The following is a 17,106-nucleotide window of genomic DNA, read 5'->3' on the forward strand; positions in this document are numbered from 1 at the left end:
TTGAGTATAGCGGCGATACGTCGCCGCTATCAATGGAGGGATTACAGAGTCGGGTAATCGGTGTAGCCTTCCGCGCCGCCGCCGTAGAAGGATTCCGGGCGTTGCGGGTTAAGCGGCGCTTTTTTCTGCAGGCGAGCCACCAGATCCGGGTTGGCGATGTAATCGCGGCCAAAGGCCACGGCATCAATCAGCCCTTTATTGATAAGATCGTTGGCTTTTTCTACTGTGTAAGCGCCAGCGCCAATGATCACCCCCGGGAAGCGGTCGCGGACTTTCTGACGGAAAGCTTCACTGTAAGGTTTGCCGCCCGCCCAGTCCGGCTCGGACATGTGCAGATAGGCGATACCGCGTTTCGCCAGCTCGCTAATCAGATACAGCGCGTCTTCTTCTTCGTTCGGGCCATTATCCACATTCTGGAAGCTGCCAATCGGCGACACGCGGATGCCAATGCGCTCGGCGCTCCACTCTTGACTCACGGCGTCAACCACTTCCAGCACCAGACGGGCACGGTTCTCCACGCTGCCGCCGTACTGATCGGTACGCTGGTTCGCCGATGGCGAGAGGAATTGGTGCAGCAGATAGCCGTGGGCTGAGTGCAGCTCAACCAGATCGAAGCCGGCGTCACGGGCATTGCCGACCGCCTGACGGAAATCGTTGACGATCCCTGGGATCTCTGCGGTTTCCAGGGCGCGGGGCATTGAGGTGTCGACGCGAATGGCGTGGCCGTTTTCGTCACGCAGTGAGGTACGGGTGCCCGCGCTCAGCGCGGAAGGCGCTACCGGGGCGGCGCCGCCAGGCTGCAGGCTGCTATGGGAAATACGCCCGGTGTGCCACAGCTGGACGGCGATATGACCGTTTTCGGCATGAACGCCGGCGGTGATTTTCTGCCAGGCGGCAATCTGCTCCGGGCTGTGCAGCCCAGGCGCGCCGGCGTAGCCTTTGGCCTGCGCGGAGATCTGCGTCGCTTCGGTGATGATCAGCCCGGAACTGGCGCGCTGGCGGTAGTATTCGCCCATCAGCGGAGTAGGGATATCGCCCGGCTCAATGCTGCGCAGACGCGTCAACGGCGCCATAAATACGCGATTAGGGACGGTGACCGCACCGACTTTCAGTGGGCTGAATAATTTTGCTTCCGACATAGTGACTCCTGAGTAGACCGGTCGTCTAGTAACTGATGAAATAAAAACGCCTGTTATACCGCAGGCGCTGCAATAATCTGTTTGGCGTGGGCAAGGGCGCTTTCCAGCGGCGTTGCGCTACGCGTAATTTTGGCCTGCAGGTTGGCCCCGAGCCACAGGGAATACAGCACCTGCGACAGGGTCATGGCCTCGCCGTCAAATGCGATACTGCCTTCCTGACGTCCTTTCTCCAGCGCGTCGCCCAGCAGGGCGATAATCTGGCTGGCTCCGCGATCCATGGCGGCGCGCATATCTTCCGACAGATCGCAAACCTCCGCGGATAGCTTGACAGTAAGACACCCGCTAATAATCCCCTGCTGGCAGAACTGATTCAGCGTGTGCTGATAGTAGGCCAGCAAGCGATCGCGATAGTTACCGTCGCCATGATCGAAGTGGTCGACCAGGCGCTGCAGATATCCGGTGTAGTGATGTTCAAGCAGCGCGACGCCGAAGGCTTCCTTAGAGCGAAAGTAGTGATAGAAAGAGCCCTTGGGCACCTCCGCCGTCTTCAGAAGTTCGCTTAAGCCCATTCCGGTAAAACCGCGATGCATGCAAAGCTGCTCGCCGGTGGCCAGGATATGTTCTCGGGTATCGCAATCGCTGTGTCTGTTCATGCTGCACACTGTAGTAGACCGATTGGTCTAATGCAAGCGTCGGCGGAAAAATGTTAGCTGGCGCAGCACGTAGTGAACAAAATTTGCGTCGGCGCGGGGAAACGTCTTCAATGAAAGGAGACGAGGGGACAGGAGGCGTGTGGTGGCAGAGCAGTTAGAATTTTTCCCGGTGCAGAGCCCGTGCCGGGGAATATGTCAGACCGATGAGCGCGGCTACTGTCGCGGCTGTTTCCGCAGCCGTGAGGAACGTTTTAACTGGCAAACGATGAGCGATGCGCAGAAACAGGAGGTTTTGCGTCTTTGCCGCCAGCGGCTGCTGCGCAAAATACGCGCGAACAGGCCGGAGCCGGCGGAAGAACCGCAGCAACCCTCACTGTTTTAAGCCAAAAATTACGTATACTCAGAGCACTTTTTTATTGAGGAAGCGGTTATGGTTCAGCGTATTGCTATGGCTCCCCAGGGGCCGGAATTTTCACGTTTTGTGATGGGCTACTGGCGTCTGATGGACTGGAAAATGTCGCCTGGCGAGCTGGTCAGCTTTATTGAGCAGCATCTCGATTTAGGCGTAACCACCGTCGATCACGCCGATATCTATGGCGATTATCAGTGTGAGGCTGCCTTTGGCGAAGCGCTGAAGCGAGCGCCGCATCTGCGTAGCCGGATGGAAATCGTCAGCAAATGCGGTATCGCCACCCGGGCGCGCGCTGAGAACACCATTGGCCACTACATTACCGACCGCGATCACATCGTGCTCAGCGCCGAGCAATCGCTGCGTAATCTGGCGACGGACCATCTCGACTTGCTGCTGATCCACCGGCCGGACCCACTGATGGACGCCGACGAGGTAGCCGAAGCTTTTCTCGCGCTGCATCATAGCGGTAAAGTGCGCCATTTTGGCGTCTCGAACTTTACCCCCGCCCAGTTCACCTTGCTGCAGTCACGTCTGCCGTTTACCCTGGCCACCAACCAGGTCGAAATTTCACCGGTGCATCAGCCGCTGCTGCTCGACGGTACTCTCGATCAGCTGCAGCAACTGCGTATTCGTCCGATGGCGTGGTCTTGTCTTGGCGGTGGTCGCCTGTTTAACGAAGAGGGCTTCCAGGCGCTGCGCGATGAGCTGGCGCAGGTGGCGCACGAGCTTAACGCCGACAGCATCGAACAGGTAGTTTATGCCTGGGTGCTGCGTCTGCCGTCGCAGCCGCTGCCGATTATTGGCTCGGGCAAAATCGAGCGCGTGCGCTCGGCGATTGTGGCTGAAAAACTCAGCATGACCCGTCAGCAGTGGTTCCGCATCCGTAAAGCCGCGCTCGGGTACGACGTACCGTAACGGGCATTTCCCCTCCGGAAAGGCGTTCCTGGTTTACACTTAACAGGGAGACAGCCATCCGGAGGTGTTATGCAACGATGTATTCTCGCGATCTTATCCCTCGCATTTTGCGCTGGCGCACAGGCCGTTAGTGAAGATGTGCAACTTAATCTCGTGACCAACCAGGGCGTCGGTCAGACCATCGGCAGCGTCAAAATCACCGAAACCGACCGCGGACTCGAGTTCGCCCCCACTCTGCGGGCGCTACCGCCGGGCAAGCACGGGTTTCATATTCATGCCGAAGGCAGCTGCCAGCCGGCGATGAAAGAAGGTAAAGCCGTGGCCGCCGGGGCGGCGGGCGGACATTACGATCCGCAGCATACCGGCAAACACGAAGGGCCGTTGGGGGCCGGGCATCTTGGCGACCTGCCCCTGCTGGTGGTCAACGATGCGGGCGTAGCCGACCAGCCGATTATTGCTCCGCGCCTGAAAACGCTGGCGGAGGTGAAAGGGAAAGCGCTGATGGTCCACGTAGGCGGGGATAACATGGCCGACAGTCCGCAGCCGCTGGGTGGCGGCGGCGAACGGTTTGCCTGCGGGGTGATTAAGTAGTTCCTTCGCCAATTGTGCCGGCCACCGGGGCCTGTTCCAGCTGCGACAAGGCGCAGTACAGTCGCCAAATCGCGGCGGCCAGTTCCCGCGCCGCCGGCTGATGATGGTGGTTCAGGGCGTCGCAGATCCGCTGCAGCTCCTGCAGGGTGGAGGCCAGCGGGCGCTGCTGCACGCCGCGCTCGCTCATCACATCGCGTAACAGGTTGATGCACAGGTCGCGCACCTGGGCGAGAGGATCGGAGCGGGTTTCCCATTCGCGAAGCTGCCAGACGACGTGCGAGCAATTGAGCAGCACGACGCCCCAACGCAACAGCCAGCGGCGCGCCAGGGCATCCTTACTCTGGCTGAGCTGACTGACGTGGTGATAGACCAGCGATTCAAATTCATGCTCACTGTGCTGAGGATGACGGCTGAGCTGATCGACAAAGTGACGCCGTAACGCTCTGATATGGCGTCGCCCTTTGCGGGCGTCAGAGCCCGGACTCAGTACCGCAAAGGCCAGCCAGGCAAAGCCTACCCCGACAATCTTGCTCAAATTATCATTGAAAAAGGCCGCATAATCGTACACCGGCGGGTTGGTGACGGCGATAAACGAGCCCATAAAGACGATAAGCTGTCCCCACAGGCCGGCGTATTTGGGCCACTGCAGTTTGAGTAACTGCATGGTGGTCAGGAGCGGGAACAGGAACAGCAGAAACTGCCACAGGTCGGTTACCTGCACCATCAGGCCGAACTTCACCACGAAACTGAATAGCGACAGCAGGACCAGAGTCTGCATCAGCAATGTCAGCGAGCGAAACGGCGAGGCGGATACGGAGTAGAGCACGCAGCAGATGGAGGCCAGGGTCAGGGCCGCCGCGCAGCTGGTCCACTGGGTACTGATCCCCCATGCGCCAATCGCCACCAGCGCGCAAAAGGTACGGACACCGTTGAGCAACGCCTCCGCCTGATCGGTATGGCGGGCTAACGGCGGGGCGGCGGGCACATTGAACTCGGCGATCGCCGAGGCATTTTCAACGCGGCGGATCCAGCGGCTGCTCTCCAGGTAAATGCGACAGAAATAGCGCAATCGCGCCCAGAAAGCGATGTGCCGGTAATCGGCATCCTGCCGCGGCGCCAGCGGCGCCAGGATCCGCGCAACGTGATAACTGTCGGCATGAGGGGTGGCGAGCTCGGCGAGCAGCGACTCCAGTACCTGGCGAGTGTTCGCCGGCGCGTCAGGCCAGTTCAGCAGCATCCGTCGCAGACTGGAGATGACGCTGGTCATTCTGAGCTGCTGATGCAGGAGGTAGTTCAGCAGAGGATTCTGCCGACGGAAACGGTAGTGGCTCCAGAAGGCCTGGATACGCAGCAGGTTCATGGTCAGGATCTGGCCAATCACGCTCTCATGGGCGGTGCGAATGGCATCCGTCGTCTCCGGCACCCACAGCAGGCTGGCGTGCTCCAGCAGCCGGGCGTGCATGGTTTTCAGGGCCGTCAGCAGGTTGCTGCCGTCGGAGGTGCTTGGCAGGATCATCATCATTAGCCCGCCGCAGAGGATCCCGACGATGACTTCGCAGACGCGCGACTGGGCGATGACCCACAGCTCGTAGCTGTCGCTGATGTTAATCACCGGAAAGGCGATGATGGCGCAGGTATAGCCCGCCAGCTGAAAGGCGTAGGCGACGTTGTTGGTGAACAGGGCGCAGGCCCAGGTGCAGAGCGCCAGCCAGCCGGAGATACTGAACAGAAACAGCCAGGGATCGTTGAGTGTATGACCGGCAAGCAGCAGGGCGGCGCAGGCGCCGAGCAGGCTGCCTGCGATGCGGCCAAAACTTTTACTGATCACGCCGCCGACGGTGGGAAAGCTGACCACCGCCGCGGACGTCATCGCCCAGTAGGGCTCATCAAGATCCAGCGCATAGGCGATACTCAGCGCAAGACACATCGCGATGCCGTTGCGCAATGCGTACCGCCACTGCGGCCGGGTGGCTTTAACCCAGGGGAGTGCGCGCCACGACAGGGTCTGCAGGTTCATTACTGCCCGCCAATTGAGACAGTGCAGGTGGTACCGGAGACCAGGGTGACATCGGCCGGCAGCGTATCAAAGGCAATTCGCACCGGAACGCGTTGGGCGAGACGAACCCAGGGGATATTTGGTTTGATGTTGGCCACCAGCCCGGTTCCCTGTTCCACGCTCTGGTCGACAATCGCGCGGCCGATGCTGGCGACATGGCCCTTTAGCGTCTGCTGATTGCTATAGAGAATAATTTGTGCCGGATCGCCGATGCGAATGTGGCGCAGTTTGGTCTCTTCGAAGTAGCCCAGTACGTAAAACGAATGGCTGTCCACCAGGGCAAAGACCGGATGGCCGGTGGTAGCGTAATCACCGACGCGGGTGGAAAGGTTGGTCACCCAGCCATCCACCGGCGCTTTGACAACCGTCTGGCTGAGCTGCCACTGCGCATGTTTCAGCGCCGCTTCGGTTACGCCGACCCCCGCTCTGGCGGCAGCCAGGGTGGTGGTGGCGGTATTCAGGGCGGTATTGACGTTCTCAAGATCTTCAGCCGAGATGGCATTTTGCGACAGGCTTCGGCGACGGCGAGCCTCGCTGGCGGCCTTGCTTTGCTCCGCCTGCGCTTTCGCCACCTCCGCCTGGGCTTTCGCCAGCTGCGCCTGGGCGTTCAGCACCGCGATGCGATAGGGGGTGTCGTCGATGGTAAACAATACTTCCCCGGCTTTGACCCGTTGGTTATCGGTTACGTTCAACTGCAGAATACTGCCGGAGACCTGAGGGGTGATCCCAACCTGCTCGGCGCGCACTTTGCCGTCGCGGGTCCAGGGTGACTGAGTGTAGAAATTCCATAACAACCATGCGGCAATCAGGGCGACGGCCGCGACCAGCAGCGTTGACAGATATTTTAATCTTTTCATAACAGGGAGATCACCAGGCAATGAGCAATACCAGGGCCAGACAGACCGAGAGCGCGAACAGGGAGAGATCCATTAGTAGCGGGTGCCAGATGTCGCCCGCATACATCCAGTCACGCAGCTGGCGATGTAAAAACAACCAGATAAAGAAACCCAACAAGACGGCTTTGAACAGCGGAGGGAAATAGACGGATGCGCCGAACACCAGGTCCTGCAGCGGCAATCCGGATGTGTTAAGACTCAGTTTCACAAGCAAAAATCCTTTGCCATTACAGGGGTAACCTCAGGACGTGCTACTCTTTAACAGTGTAAATCATTGTTTTGGTTTTTGTTGAATCAAGTAATTCATTTGTTTTGATAATTCAAATGCTGCACACTATTCTAAAATCAGTATAATAACTTAGCAAGCTAATTATAAGGAGATGAAATTGGAATCGCCACTTGGTTCTGATCTGGCACGTTTAGTTCGCGTTTGGCGCGCGCTAATCGACCATCGCCTGAAACCTCTGGAGTTAACGCAGACCCACTGGGTCACGCTGCATAACATCCACCAGCTGCCGCCTGAGCAGTCGCAGATCCAGCTGGCGAAAGCTATCGGTATTGAACAGCCGTCGCTGGTGCGCACGCTCGATCAGCTGGAGGAGAAAGGGCTCATTTCTCGCCAGACCTGCGCAAGCGATCGGCGGGCCAAACGCATCAAGCTGACGGAAAAAGCCGAACCGCTGATCAACGAGATGGAAGAGGTGATAGGTAAGACCCGTGATGAAATCCTCTCAGGGGTCTCGAAGCAGGAAGTGGAAACCTTGCTCCACTTAATCCGTAAACTTGAACAAAATATCCTCGATCTCCAGGCTAAAGATTAATTCTTTGCGGCCCGGGCTAATCCGGGCCTTTTTTCACCCTCCCTGCCGATGCCAGACGATCACCTGGTTACGTCCGTTATTCTTTGCTTCATACATGGCTTCGTCCGCGCGCTGAACGCACGCTTCCGCTGTCACGCTATTGTCGTAGGTGGTATACACCCCCATGCTGATGGTCATTCGCTCCGGTAAATGGCTCTCCCCGGCACTGACCGCCAGGCGGATACGCTCGGCGATCGCTTGCGCTTCTTTTTCACCGGTGTTGACCAGCAGCAGAGCAAATTCCTCACCGCCGATGCGTGCGGCGGCGTCATCTACCCGCGAATGGCTTTCCAGCACCGAGGCGGCGAACTGGATCACTTTGTCGCCGGCGACATGGCCGTAGCTATCGTTGATGCGTTTGAAATGGTCGAGGTCGCTGATGAGCACCGACAGCGGATGCTGGGCATTCACCTTCGCCAGCTGTTGGTTAAGGGTGTCGTAGAAAAAGCTGCGGTTGTAGAGGCGGGTCAACGGGTCGCGGATCGAATTCTGATACGAATGGACATATTTGTGGTTAGACTCGCGATAGAGGATAAAGACGTCAACCAGTAGCACCAGAATCAGGAACAAGGTGCATAGCGTTTCGAAAAAACGCGCCTGGTACCAGGTCTGATCCAGCTCCCCTGCAGTGGAGAGTAGCTGGAAAAGCGTGAACAAATAAGCGCTGCAAAAAAAAGCGCCGCTGAACCAAAAAATATTACGCAGTTTACTCAAGCTAATTAATAAAATCAGCGTGATGAACCAAACTGCCATCAGCAGCCAGCCGATAATACTTTGCCACAACGGGGTAAAGGTATGGCTCAGGTCGTCGATAAAATTGACGCTCAGCCACGGCGAATGGCTGGAGTATAGCCATGATAAAACAATAATGGTCAACGTAAATAGAATACATGCTGTAAATGTAAGAACGTGTGCTTTCCACGAATGCATGATGCGCTGGCGAAAATAGTACAAAATAATAGATGACATGAATAGCACAGCCATCATTATATTGCGGAAGAAATAATAGATAACGGCGTCATTTTGATTAACGACCGGGGCCGGATTGCAGGTAAGCCAGTCCGGATAGCTGCTGAGCGTGCCAAGCATCAGCAGCGCTGAGCAGGCAAACCCGAAAGAGACTGGAGTAAGGTAGAGACGTCGCTTGCTGCTCCAGTATTTCATGCCCATAAAACAGGCAATGGTAATATGAAAAACCATCAGGAAACTGGTCAGCAGCGGAAATAATATTGAGGAAGTACTACTGAAGCTGGTATGAAAAAACGCAGTCATCCCGGAAATGCCAACCCCGGCCAGTAAACAAATGCAAATATAAAGGATTAGACGTTTAACGACATGATGCACATGTTCGGGCATAGGCAATATTCCACATAAAAGGCAACGGCAGCGACGATGAGTCACCAGGGCTAATTTACGTTCTTGAGGGTAATAGGGGCGGGCAGATAAGATATTGCGCAGGCGCAATGATTCATGGAATATTAAAATAAAGATGTCTGATGGTTACTACGAATTTATTACGGCGAAATAAACGTGGCTGAAAAATACGATGCGGCGCAACCGGCCGCATCGTAAGGGAAATTATCGCGGAGAGACGGTGACCTGGCTGCCGCTGCCGGCAATGGCCACGCGCTGACCAACGGAGAACGGAGTGCTGCCCTGTTTCTGCACTACCATAATGGTATTGCCATCGTCCTTACGGATTTCCAGTTCAACGCCCTGCGTTTTATTCATCGCGCCCTGAACGCCCTGACCGGCTACGCCGCCCGCGACCGCACCTGCCGCCGTAGCCAGAGAGCGTCCGGTACCACCGCCGATGGTGTTTCCAAGGAACCCGCCCAGTACCGCACCGCCAATGGCCCCGATGGCATTGCTATCGTCGCCGCTCTGGATCTGTACGGCGCGCGTATGCACGATGGTACCGTAAGTCACGCTCTGCACCTGTTTGGCTTCAGATGCGGAATAAACGTCGCCGGACAGGCCGCTGCTGCTCACGCAGCCTGCGAGCGTAAAACCAATCATCGATACAGCCAAAACACGTAAAATCATTTATGAATCTCCTGTTCACCGAAGGTGTTCAATTGAACGTCCATACGGTTAATTATATGGCATTTAGTCGTCGGCGGGCATAGGTTCTCCCTGGACTATACAAAAAATAATAAACACTGGTGCTTCAACCTCAACTAAACGCCGGTTCTTTACGATGTTCTCTGATTTGTCGCTCTATTGTTAAAAAGTATTAGTACAACATAGCATTAGCCGACACTTTATGATGGAGTGAAGGGCATACAAGGGTCATGGAATGAAGGAAAACGTATGAGATCGGGTCGCTTTATTGGCGTTATGTCTGGTACCAGCCTGGATGGTATCGATGTCGTTTTGGCCACCATTACTGAAAACATGGTGGCGCAGCAGGCTAGTCTCACCTGGCCCATTCCACACGCGATAAAAGAAGAGATTCTGGCGATTTGCCAGGGGCAGTCGCTGACCCTTTCGCAGCTAGGTCGTCTGGACACCCGTCTGGGACGGCTGTTTGCCGATGCCGTACTGGCGCTGATGCGCCAGGAAAGTCTCAAACCCACCGACGTCATCGCCATCGGCTGCCATGGACAGACCGTATGGCATGAACCGCAGGGAGAGGCTCCGCATACCCTGCAAATTGGTGATAACAACCAGATCGCCGCCCACACCGGGATAACCGTAGTGGGGGATTTTCGTCGCCGGGATATGGCGCTAGGCGGGCAGGGGGCGCCGCTGGTGCCGGCTTTTCATCATGCGCTGCTGGCCCACCCCGTTGAGCGACGTATGGTGCTCAATATCGGCGGGATCGCTAATGTGTCGCTGCTGGCGCCAGGTCAGCCGGTGCGCGGCTATGATACCGGGCCGGGAAATATGTTGCTGGACGCCTGGATCTGGCGCCAGAAGGGCAAACCGTACGACAAGGACGCCCAATGGGCTAGCGAAGGTAAAGTGCTGCTGCCGCTGCTGCAGGACATGCTGAGCGATCCGTGGTTTGCCTTGCCGGCGCCGAAAAGCACCGGTCGGGAATATTTCAATTACGGCTGGCTGGAGCAGCATATGGCCCGCTATCCGGGGCTACGCGGGGAGGATGTTCAGGCTACGCTTGCGGAATTGACCGCCGTCACCATCAGTGAGCAGGTATTGTTAAGCGGCGGCTGCGAGCGTTTGTTAGTGTGCGGCGGCGGCGCGCGTAACCCCTTGTTAATGGCGCGCCTGGCGGCGCTGCTGCCGGGAACCGAGGTCTCCACCACCGATGAGGCGGGGATCAGCGGCGATGATATGGAAGCGCTGGCCTTTGCCTGGCTGGCCTGGCGAACGCTGGCTGGTCTGCCGGGCAATCTGCCCTCCGTGACCGGCGCCAGCGAAGCCTCGGTGCTGGGCGCCATTTTTCCGGCTAACCCGCCGCAGAATCGGAGTTAACTGAAATCTTAAATACGACGCGACCGGTAAACTGGACAAGTTAAGCGGAGGGCGGAGTGCCCGCCGTGACCGGGAAAGTCGAAGGCAAACGAATGAAAAAAATTCTTATCGCAGTTGTACCTTTTATGCTGGCGGGCTGTAGCTACTACAACCAGTTTGTCGAGCGGATGCAGACGGACACGCTGGAGTATCAATGCGACCAGAAACCATTGACGGTCCATCGCAATAACGCACGCCAGCAGGTCAGTTTTATCTATGATAATCAGCAACTGAACCTGTCTGAGGGGCTGTCGGCTTCCGGGGCGCGCTACACCGACGGCGTCTATGTGTTCTGGTCAAAAGGCGATACCGCCACCGTCTATAAGCGCGACCGCATCGTCCTTGATAACTGTCAGCTGCAGACGGCCAAACGTTGAGATTTCTGTCCGGGGGGCGCACAATAACGCCACCTTATGACTACATCCTCAATGGCCATGTCTGATAACGACGAACTCCAGCAAATTGCGCATTTGCGCCGTGAATACACCCGTGGCGGTTTGCGTCGCCACGATCTTCCTGCTGAACCCCTGCCGCTGTTTGAACGCTGGCTGCGTCAGGCCTGCGATGCGAAACTTGCCGACCCGACGGCCATGGTGGTCGCCACCGTCGATGAGCGCGGCCAGCCCTACCAGCGCATTGTGCTGCTGAAGCACTACGACGAAAAAGGGTTGGTGTTTTATACCAACCTCGGCAGCCGCAAAGCGCATCAAATTGAAAACAACCCGCAGGTCAGCCTGCTTTTCCCGTGGCATATGCTGGAGCGCCAGGTGATGGTAATCGGCAAAGCGGAGCGTCTGTCGACGCTGGAAGTGGTCAAATATTTCCACAGCCGTCCGCGCGACAGCCAGATTGGCGCCTGGGTCTCGAAGCAGTCGAGCCGGATCTCAGCCCGCGGCATCCTCGAAAGCAAATTCCTCGAGCTGAAGCAGAAGTTCCAGCAGGGTGAAGTGCCGTTGCCGAGCTTCTGGGGCGGATTCCGCGTCAGCATTGAGCAGATGGAGTTCTGGCAGGGGGGAGAACACCGTCTGCACGATCGCTTTTTATACCAGCGCGATAGCGGCGCCTGGAAAATAGACCGTCTGGCGCCGTAAACGCCGAAATTAGTTATCGAAGCGCTGGCGCTGAAAGGGCCGGCGCTTTATTCTATGTACTTTTCGCATCTGGCGAAAAGTCGTGTACCGGCAGAGGTGCAGTCGTTTATACATGGAGAATTTGATGGCAAGCAGTAACTTGATTAAACAATTGCAAGAGCGGGGGCTGGTAGCCCAGGTGACGGACGAGGAAGCGTTAGCAGAGCGACTGGCGCAAGGCCCGATCGCGCTCTATTGCGGCTTCGATCCTACCGCTGACAGCTTGCATTTGGGGCATCTTGTTCCATTGTTATGCCTGAAACGCTTCCAGCAGGCAGGTCATAAACCTGTGGCGCTGGTGGGCGGCGCAACCGGTCTGATTGGCGACCCAAGCTTCAAAGCCGCTGAGCGTAAACTAAACACCGAGGATACCGTGCAGGAGTGGGTGGATAAAATCCGCAAACAGGTGGCTCCGTTCCTTGATTTTGACTGCGGCGACAACTCGGCGATCGCGGCGAATAACTATGACTGGTTTGGCAGCATGAACGTGCTGACCTTCCTGCGCGATATCGGTAAACACTTCTCTGTTAACCAGATGATCAACAAAGAAGCGGTGAAGCAGCGTCTGAATCGTGACGATCAGGGTATCTCCTTTACCGAGTTCTCTTACAATCTGCTGCAGGGTTACGACTTTGCCTGCCTGAACAAGCTGCACGGCGTGGCGCTGCAGATTGGCGGCTCTGACCAGTGGGGCAACATCACCTCCGGCATCGATCTGACCCGTCGTCTGCATCAGAACCAGGTGTTTGGCCTGACCGTACCGCTGATCACCAAAGCGGACGGCACCAAATTCGGTAAAACCGAAGGCGGCGCCGTGTGGCTGGATCCGAAGAAAACCAGTCCGTACAAATTCTACCAGTTCTGGATCAACACCGCGGATGCTGATGTCTATCGCTTCCTCAAATTCTTCACCTTTATGGACATTGCGGAGATCAATGCCCTCGAAGAAGAAGACAAAAACAGCGGTAAAGCGCCGCGCGCCCAGTACGTGCTGGCAGAGCAGGTGACGCGCCTTGTCCACGGCGAAGAAGGCCTGGAAGCGGCGAAGCGCATTACCGAAAGCCTGTTCAACGGTAACCTGAGCGACCTGAGCGAAGCAGACTTCGAACAGCTGGCCCAGGATGGCGTGCCGATGATCGAAATGGAAAAAGGCGCCGATCTGCTGCAGGCGCTGGTTGATTCCGAGCTGCAGCCGTCCCGCGGTCAGGCGCGTAAAACCGTTGCCTCTAACGCGGTGACCATCAACGGCGAAAAACAGGCCGACCCGGAATATGTATTCAGTGACAGCGATCGCCTGTTTGGCCGCTACACCTTGCTGCGTCGCGGTAAGAAAAATTACTGCCTGGTCTGCTGGAAATAAAAAAATACTGCCAGGGCGTGGGAAACCACGCCCTTTTTCTTTTTAGGGTTGTGGTAAGAAAATGAAGAACATCCTCGCCATTCAGTCTCACGTTGTGTTTGGCCATGCCGGCAACAGTGCCGCCGAATTTCCGATGCGCCGTCTGGGCGCCAATGTCTGGCCCCTGAATACCGTACAGTTCTCTAACCATACGCAGTACGGCAAATGGACCGGCTGCGTCATGCCGCCTTCGCATTTGACGGAGATCGTTCAGGGGATTGCCGATATCGACAAACTGCAGACCTGCGATGCGGTACTGAGCGGCTATCTTGGCTCCGCTGAGCAGGGAGAGCATATCCTCGGTATCGTGCGTCAGGTTAAGGCGGCCAATCCGGCGGCGAAATATTTTTGCGATCCGGTGATGGGTCACCCGGAGAAGGGCTGCATCGTCGCGCCGGGCGTGGCGGAGTTCCACGTGCGCTATGCGCTGCCGGCCAGCGATATTATTGCGCCGAATCTGGTTGAGCTGGAGATCCTGTGCGGTCATCCGGTCGCCAGCGTCAGCGAGGCAGTGGCCGCCGCGCGGGAGCTGATTGCCCAGGGGCCGGAAGTGGTATTAGTTAAGCATCTTGCCCGTGCGGGTCTGAGTATGGATCGTTTTGAGATGCTGCTGGTGACGGCCGAAGAAGCCTGGCATATTAGTCGGCCGCTGGTGGATTTCGGCCTGCGTCAGCCGGTGGGCGTCGGCGATGTGACCAGCGGTCTGCTGTTGGTTAAATTGCTGCAGGGGGCAAGTCTGCGCGATGCGCTGGAACACGTCACCGCCGCGGTGTACGAGATTATGCTCGCCACCAAAAATATGCAGGAATACGAACTGCAGGTAGTAGCGGCGCAGGATCGCATCGCCGTACCGGAGCACTGCTTCAGCGCCACCCGGCTTTAACTCCCAGGGCCTGCCCGACGGTCCGCCGGGCAGGTTCAGGCCTTATTTTAAGCCTTCAGCCGCCAGTGCGGCCGCCACCGCCGGACGCGCTGCCACCTGCGTCATCCAGCTGCCGATATGACCATAGGCAGCCATATCCAGTTTTATAGCATAGGCCCAGCGCAGCACCGTAAACAGATAACCATCGGCAATGGTGAAGCGATGGCCGGTCAGCCACTGTTTGTCTGCCAGCGCTGCATCAACGTATTGCAGCTTTTTCTCAAGCAGCCCCCGCGCGACAGGCTTATAGTCCTCCGGGGTATCCGGGCGGAACAGCGGGGTAAAGCTTTTATGCAGCTCGGTGGCCACATAGTTCAGCCATTCGAGAGTCTGATAGCGCGCAATCGAGCCCACCGGCGCCAGCAGATGACGATCCGGCACCTGGTCTGCGATGTACTGCATGATGGCTACGCCCTCAGTGAGCAGGATATCATCATCCAGCAGCAGCGCCGGCACCTGACCTTTCGGGTTGATCAGCAGATAGTCTTCCCCGTTTTCCAGCCGTTTTTGGGCCAGATCCACGCTCTGCAGGGTAAAATCCAGACCGCTTTCGCGCAGGGCAATATGCGAGGCAAGGGAACAGGCGCCGGGTTTGTAGAACAGTTTCATGCGTGACTCCTCGTGGCTGCAGTTTTCTGTATGTTAGTCCTGCCAGGGGTAAAAAAAAAGCCGCTAAACTAACGTTAGCGGCTTAAAAATAATTAGTTTTCCCTGCGGCGTCAGGCAGCCGCGGTTTCGCGTGCTTTAATGTCCGCGCTGTCGTCCTGAGTCATACGATTCAGTTTCGGCGCGGTCAGCAGCATCAGGGCGGCGATAACCGCGGTGACGATACCAATCTGCAGGAATACGTGACCGTACACTTCCAGCGACACCAGCGGATCGGTGACATTCTCCGGGACTGCCATCAGGTTAGCGATTTTCCCGGCGATGATCGCCGCGCCTGCCGTGGTGAGGAACCAGCTGCCCATAATGAAGCCCATCAGACGCTGAGGAACCAGCTGAGCGACCATCGCCAGGCCGAGGCCGGAAATCATCAGTTCACCGATAGACTGCAGCGCGTAGCTCAGAATCAGCCAGTTGACCGAGACGATACCGGCGTCGCTGGCGAACTTCGCCCCTAAAGGCAGGACGAGGAATGCGCCAGAGCACAGTACCATACCGATAGCAAATTTGTGCGGCATCGGCAGGCGGTCGCCCATCTTGTTGTAGATGGCGGCCAGAATCGGGCTACCAATCATGATCCAGAACGGGTTCAGCGCCTGATACTGTTCCGGTTCAAAGGCGAGACCGAGGATCGAGTGCTCCACGTTACGGATGGCGAAGAAGTTCAGCGAGGTCGGCATCTGGCTGTACAACACGAAGAAGACAATCGCTTCTACCATCAGCAGGAAAGCGACGATCATTTTACGACGCGGAGCGCCTTTCAGGCCTATGGTTTCTTTGGCGAAAATCACGACGATACCCAGTGCGACGACGCCCAGCACCATACGTGCGATACCCTGGTTGTGCAGCAGCCAGGTGGCGATAGCGACCAGCACCACCACGCCAGCGATGGTCGCCAGCAGTTTACCCATGTGTACCGGGGCAAAGTCCGGTTTAGAGCCGTACTGTTTAACCCATTTCTGACAGAAGGCGAAGTTAATAATGGTGATCACCATCCCCACCACGCTGAGGGCAAACGCTACGCTCCAGCCAAAACGTGCGGCCAGCCACGGGGTTGCCAGCATAGAGAAGAACGAACCGATGTTGATGGACATGTAGTACATGGTAAATGCACCGTCCAGACGTGGGTCGTTTTTGTCATAGCAGGTAGAAAGCAGGGAGGACGGGTTGGCTTTAAACAGGCCGTTACCGACGGCGATGGTCGCCATACCCATATAGACGATAGCGGCGTCATGGCCGGACCAGGCCACCAGCGCATAGCCAATCGCCAGCACGATAGCGCCCAGCATGATGACACGCTTGGTACCCAGCACTTTATCACCCAGCCAGCCGCCAATGGCGACGAGGCCATAAACCAGCGCGCTAAAGGAGGAGAACAGAGTAATGGAATCCGCTTCCGACATACCCAGCTGTTTTACCAGGTAAACGGCCATGATCCCTTGCAGGCCGTAGTAACCAAAACGCTCCCACAACTCGATCGAGAAAATGAGATAGAACGCGCGTGGTTGTTTGAAAGCGTTCAGACTCACGCTTTCTGCTGGTTTATTGTTTGCAGTAGACACATATACCTCTTTTTTTACATCCCATATTTACTGGGGGGTGTTCGGGGCGCAATCTCGTTGGACCGCCGCCTTTATAGTTATTCTTGGAGGGAAAACGGCAAGTAATGTTCACTATCCTGGCGCATCAGGCAAGGCTTTTGTAATAATCTGTTACACATAATCAGGGTGGTATAATGCTCCGGACATATGAATGTTATACAGCGTTAAATTTTACCGTTTCGATATCGTTGGTATTTTTATCTTTTGGGTTCGCCGGTTTGCCGGGAAAAGGCGATATATTCTACTGATCTGGCGTAAGCATAGTGATATGGTCCATTATCTTAAAAAATCATGGGTCATTATCCTGACAATCTTTACTCATCCGTTGTATTGCCTGACATTTATTTCCATTCCAGTAACATTCAATCAACATAAAGTTGCGAGCATGATCT

The 17,106-nt window shown here is 56.5% G+C and carries 18 protein-coding genes; 9 read left to right on the forward strand and 9 right to left on the reverse strand.

The features are described 5' to 3' along the window. Positions 1-41 precede the first annotated feature (41 nt). Positions 42-1,139 carry an alkene reductase gene (locus tag IB144_RS11740; protein WP_002907763.1) on the reverse strand — a complete coding sequence of 366 codons (1,098 nt, stop codon included), beginning with the start codon at positions 1,137-1,139 and terminating at the stop codon, positions 42-44. Between the two features lie 53 nt (positions 1,140-1,192). Next, positions 1,193-1,792, reverse strand: coding sequence for a TetR/AcrR family transcriptional regulator (locus IB144_RS11745; RefSeq protein WP_002907762.1), 600 nt, complete (start codon positions 1,790-1,792; stop codon positions 1,193-1,195). A gap of 139 nt (positions 1,793-1,931) precedes the next feature. On the opposite strand from IB144_RS11745, the gene IB144_RS11750 reads away from it, so the two are divergent. From IB144_RS11750 to sodC, 3 genes are all read left to right on the forward strand, one after another. Further along, on the forward strand, positions 1,932-2,174 hold the full coding sequence (locus tag IB144_RS11750; protein ID WP_004189722.1) for a DUF1289 domain-containing protein: 243 nt from the start codon (positions 1,932-1,934) through the stop codon (positions 2,172-2,174). Positions 2,175-2,222: 48 nt separating this feature from the next. After that, positions 2,223-3,119, forward strand: coding sequence for an aldo/keto reductase family oxidoreductase (locus IB144_RS11755; RefSeq protein ID WP_002907760.1), 897 nt, complete (start codon positions 2,223-2,225; stop codon positions 3,117-3,119). 69 nt (positions 3,120-3,188) lie between these two features. Further along, positions 3,189-3,710 carry a superoxide dismutase [Cu-Zn] SodC gene (sodC, locus tag IB144_RS11760; RefSeq protein WP_002907759.1) on the forward strand — a complete coding sequence of 174 codons (522 nt, stop codon included), beginning with the start codon at positions 3,189-3,191 and terminating at the stop codon, positions 3,708-3,710. Here the strand turns inward: sodC and IB144_RS11765 are convergent. The 3 genes from IB144_RS11765 to IB144_RS11775 are packed head-to-tail and all read right to left on the reverse strand — an operon-like array spanning position 3,703 to position 6,870. Next, positions 3,703-5,727: an FUSC family protein gene (locus IB144_RS11765; protein ID WP_002907754.1), complete on the reverse strand. Its 2,025-nt coding sequence runs from the start codon at positions 5,725-5,727 to the stop codon at positions 3,703-3,705. The genes sodC and IB144_RS11765 overlap by 8 nt on opposite strands. Beyond that, positions 5,727-6,623: an HlyD family secretion protein gene (locus IB144_RS11770; RefSeq protein ID WP_004143835.1), complete on the reverse strand. Its 897-nt coding sequence runs from the start codon at positions 6,621-6,623 to the stop codon at positions 5,727-5,729. Before IB144_RS11770 ends, IB144_RS11765 begins: the two co-directional genes overlap by 1 nt. Before the next feature lie 10 nt (positions 6,624-6,633). After that, positions 6,634-6,870, reverse strand: coding sequence for a DUF1656 domain-containing protein (locus IB144_RS11775; protein ID WP_004143834.1), 237 nt, complete (start codon positions 6,868-6,870; stop codon positions 6,634-6,636). A 172-nt stretch (positions 6,871-7,042) separates the two neighbouring features. Here IB144_RS11775 and slyA point away from each other — a divergent pair, with 172 nt between their 5' ends. Next, positions 7,043-7,483: a transcriptional regulator SlyA gene (gene slyA, locus IB144_RS11780; protein ID WP_004143833.1), complete on the forward strand. Its 441-nt coding sequence runs from the start codon at positions 7,043-7,045 to the stop codon at positions 7,481-7,483. 33 nt (positions 7,484-7,516) lie between these two features. Here slyA and IB144_RS11785 read toward each other — a convergent pair whose 3' ends face one another. Together IB144_RS11785 and slyB are read right to left on the reverse strand one after the other, a co-directional pair. Beyond that, a complete protein-coding gene (locus IB144_RS11785) occupies positions 7,517-8,878 on the reverse strand; it encodes a GGDEF domain-containing protein (RefSeq protein ID WP_040165310.1) in 1,362 nt (453 codons plus the stop codon). A gap of 222 nt (positions 8,879-9,100) precedes the next feature. Next, positions 9,101-9,568: an outer membrane lipoprotein SlyB gene (slyB, locus tag IB144_RS11790; protein ID WP_002907749.1), complete on the reverse strand. Its 468-nt coding sequence runs from the start codon at positions 9,566-9,568 to the stop codon at positions 9,101-9,103. 267 nt (positions 9,569-9,835) lie between these two features. Here slyB and anmK point away from each other — a divergent pair, with 267 nt between their 5' ends. The 5 genes from anmK (at position 9,836) to pdxY (ending at position 14,411) form a co-directional block, all read left to right on the forward strand. After that, positions 9,836-10,960, forward strand: a complete 1,125-nt coding sequence (anmK, locus tag IB144_RS11795) for an anhydro-N-acetylmuramic acid kinase (RefSeq protein WP_004143831.1) — start codon at positions 9,836-9,838, stop codon at positions 10,958-10,960. Positions 10,961-11,052: 92 nt separating this feature from the next. Then, the gene (gene mliC / locus IB144_RS11800; RefSeq protein WP_002907744.1) at positions 11,053-11,376 is read left to right on the forward strand and encodes a C-type lysozyme inhibitor; all 324 of its coding nucleotides are present in this window, start codon (positions 11,053-11,055) and stop codon (positions 11,374-11,376) included. Positions 11,377-11,433: 57 nt separating this feature from the next. Beyond that, entirely contained in the window at positions 11,434-12,090 is a 657-nt protein-coding gene (gene pdxH, locus IB144_RS11805; protein ID WP_002907742.1) for a pyridoxamine 5'-phosphate oxidase, read from the forward strand. A 124-nt stretch (positions 12,091-12,214) separates the two neighbouring features. Beyond that, positions 12,215-13,489, forward strand: coding sequence for a tyrosine--tRNA ligase (gene tyrS / locus IB144_RS11810; protein ID WP_002907740.1), 1,275 nt, complete (start codon positions 12,215-12,217; stop codon positions 13,487-13,489). Between the two features lie 61 nt (positions 13,490-13,550). Further along, on the forward strand, positions 13,551-14,411 hold the full coding sequence (gene pdxY, locus IB144_RS11815; RefSeq protein ID WP_002907739.1) for a pyridoxal kinase PdxY: 861 nt from the start codon (positions 13,551-13,553) through the stop codon (positions 14,409-14,411). A 42-nt stretch (positions 14,412-14,453) separates the two neighbouring features. Here pdxY and gstA read toward each other — a convergent pair whose 3' ends face one another. Beyond that, positions 14,454-15,059 carry a glutathione transferase GstA gene (gene gstA / locus IB144_RS11820; protein ID WP_002907736.1) on the reverse strand — a complete coding sequence of 202 codons (606 nt, stop codon included), beginning with the start codon at positions 15,057-15,059 and terminating at the stop codon, positions 14,454-14,456. 110 nt (positions 15,060-15,169) lie between these two features. Further along, complete coding sequence (gene dtpA / locus IB144_RS11825) at positions 15,170-16,675, reverse strand: dipeptide/tripeptide permease DtpA (protein ID WP_004151206.1); 1,506 nt, start codon at positions 16,673-16,675, stop codon at positions 15,170-15,172. Positions 16,676-17,106: the final 431 nt, after the last annotated feature.

Source organism: Klebsiella sp. K4, assembly GCF_014596785.2.
Taxonomy (GTDB): domain Bacteria; phylum Pseudomonadota; class Gammaproteobacteria; order Enterobacterales; family Enterobacteriaceae; genus Klebsiella; species Klebsiella pneumoniae.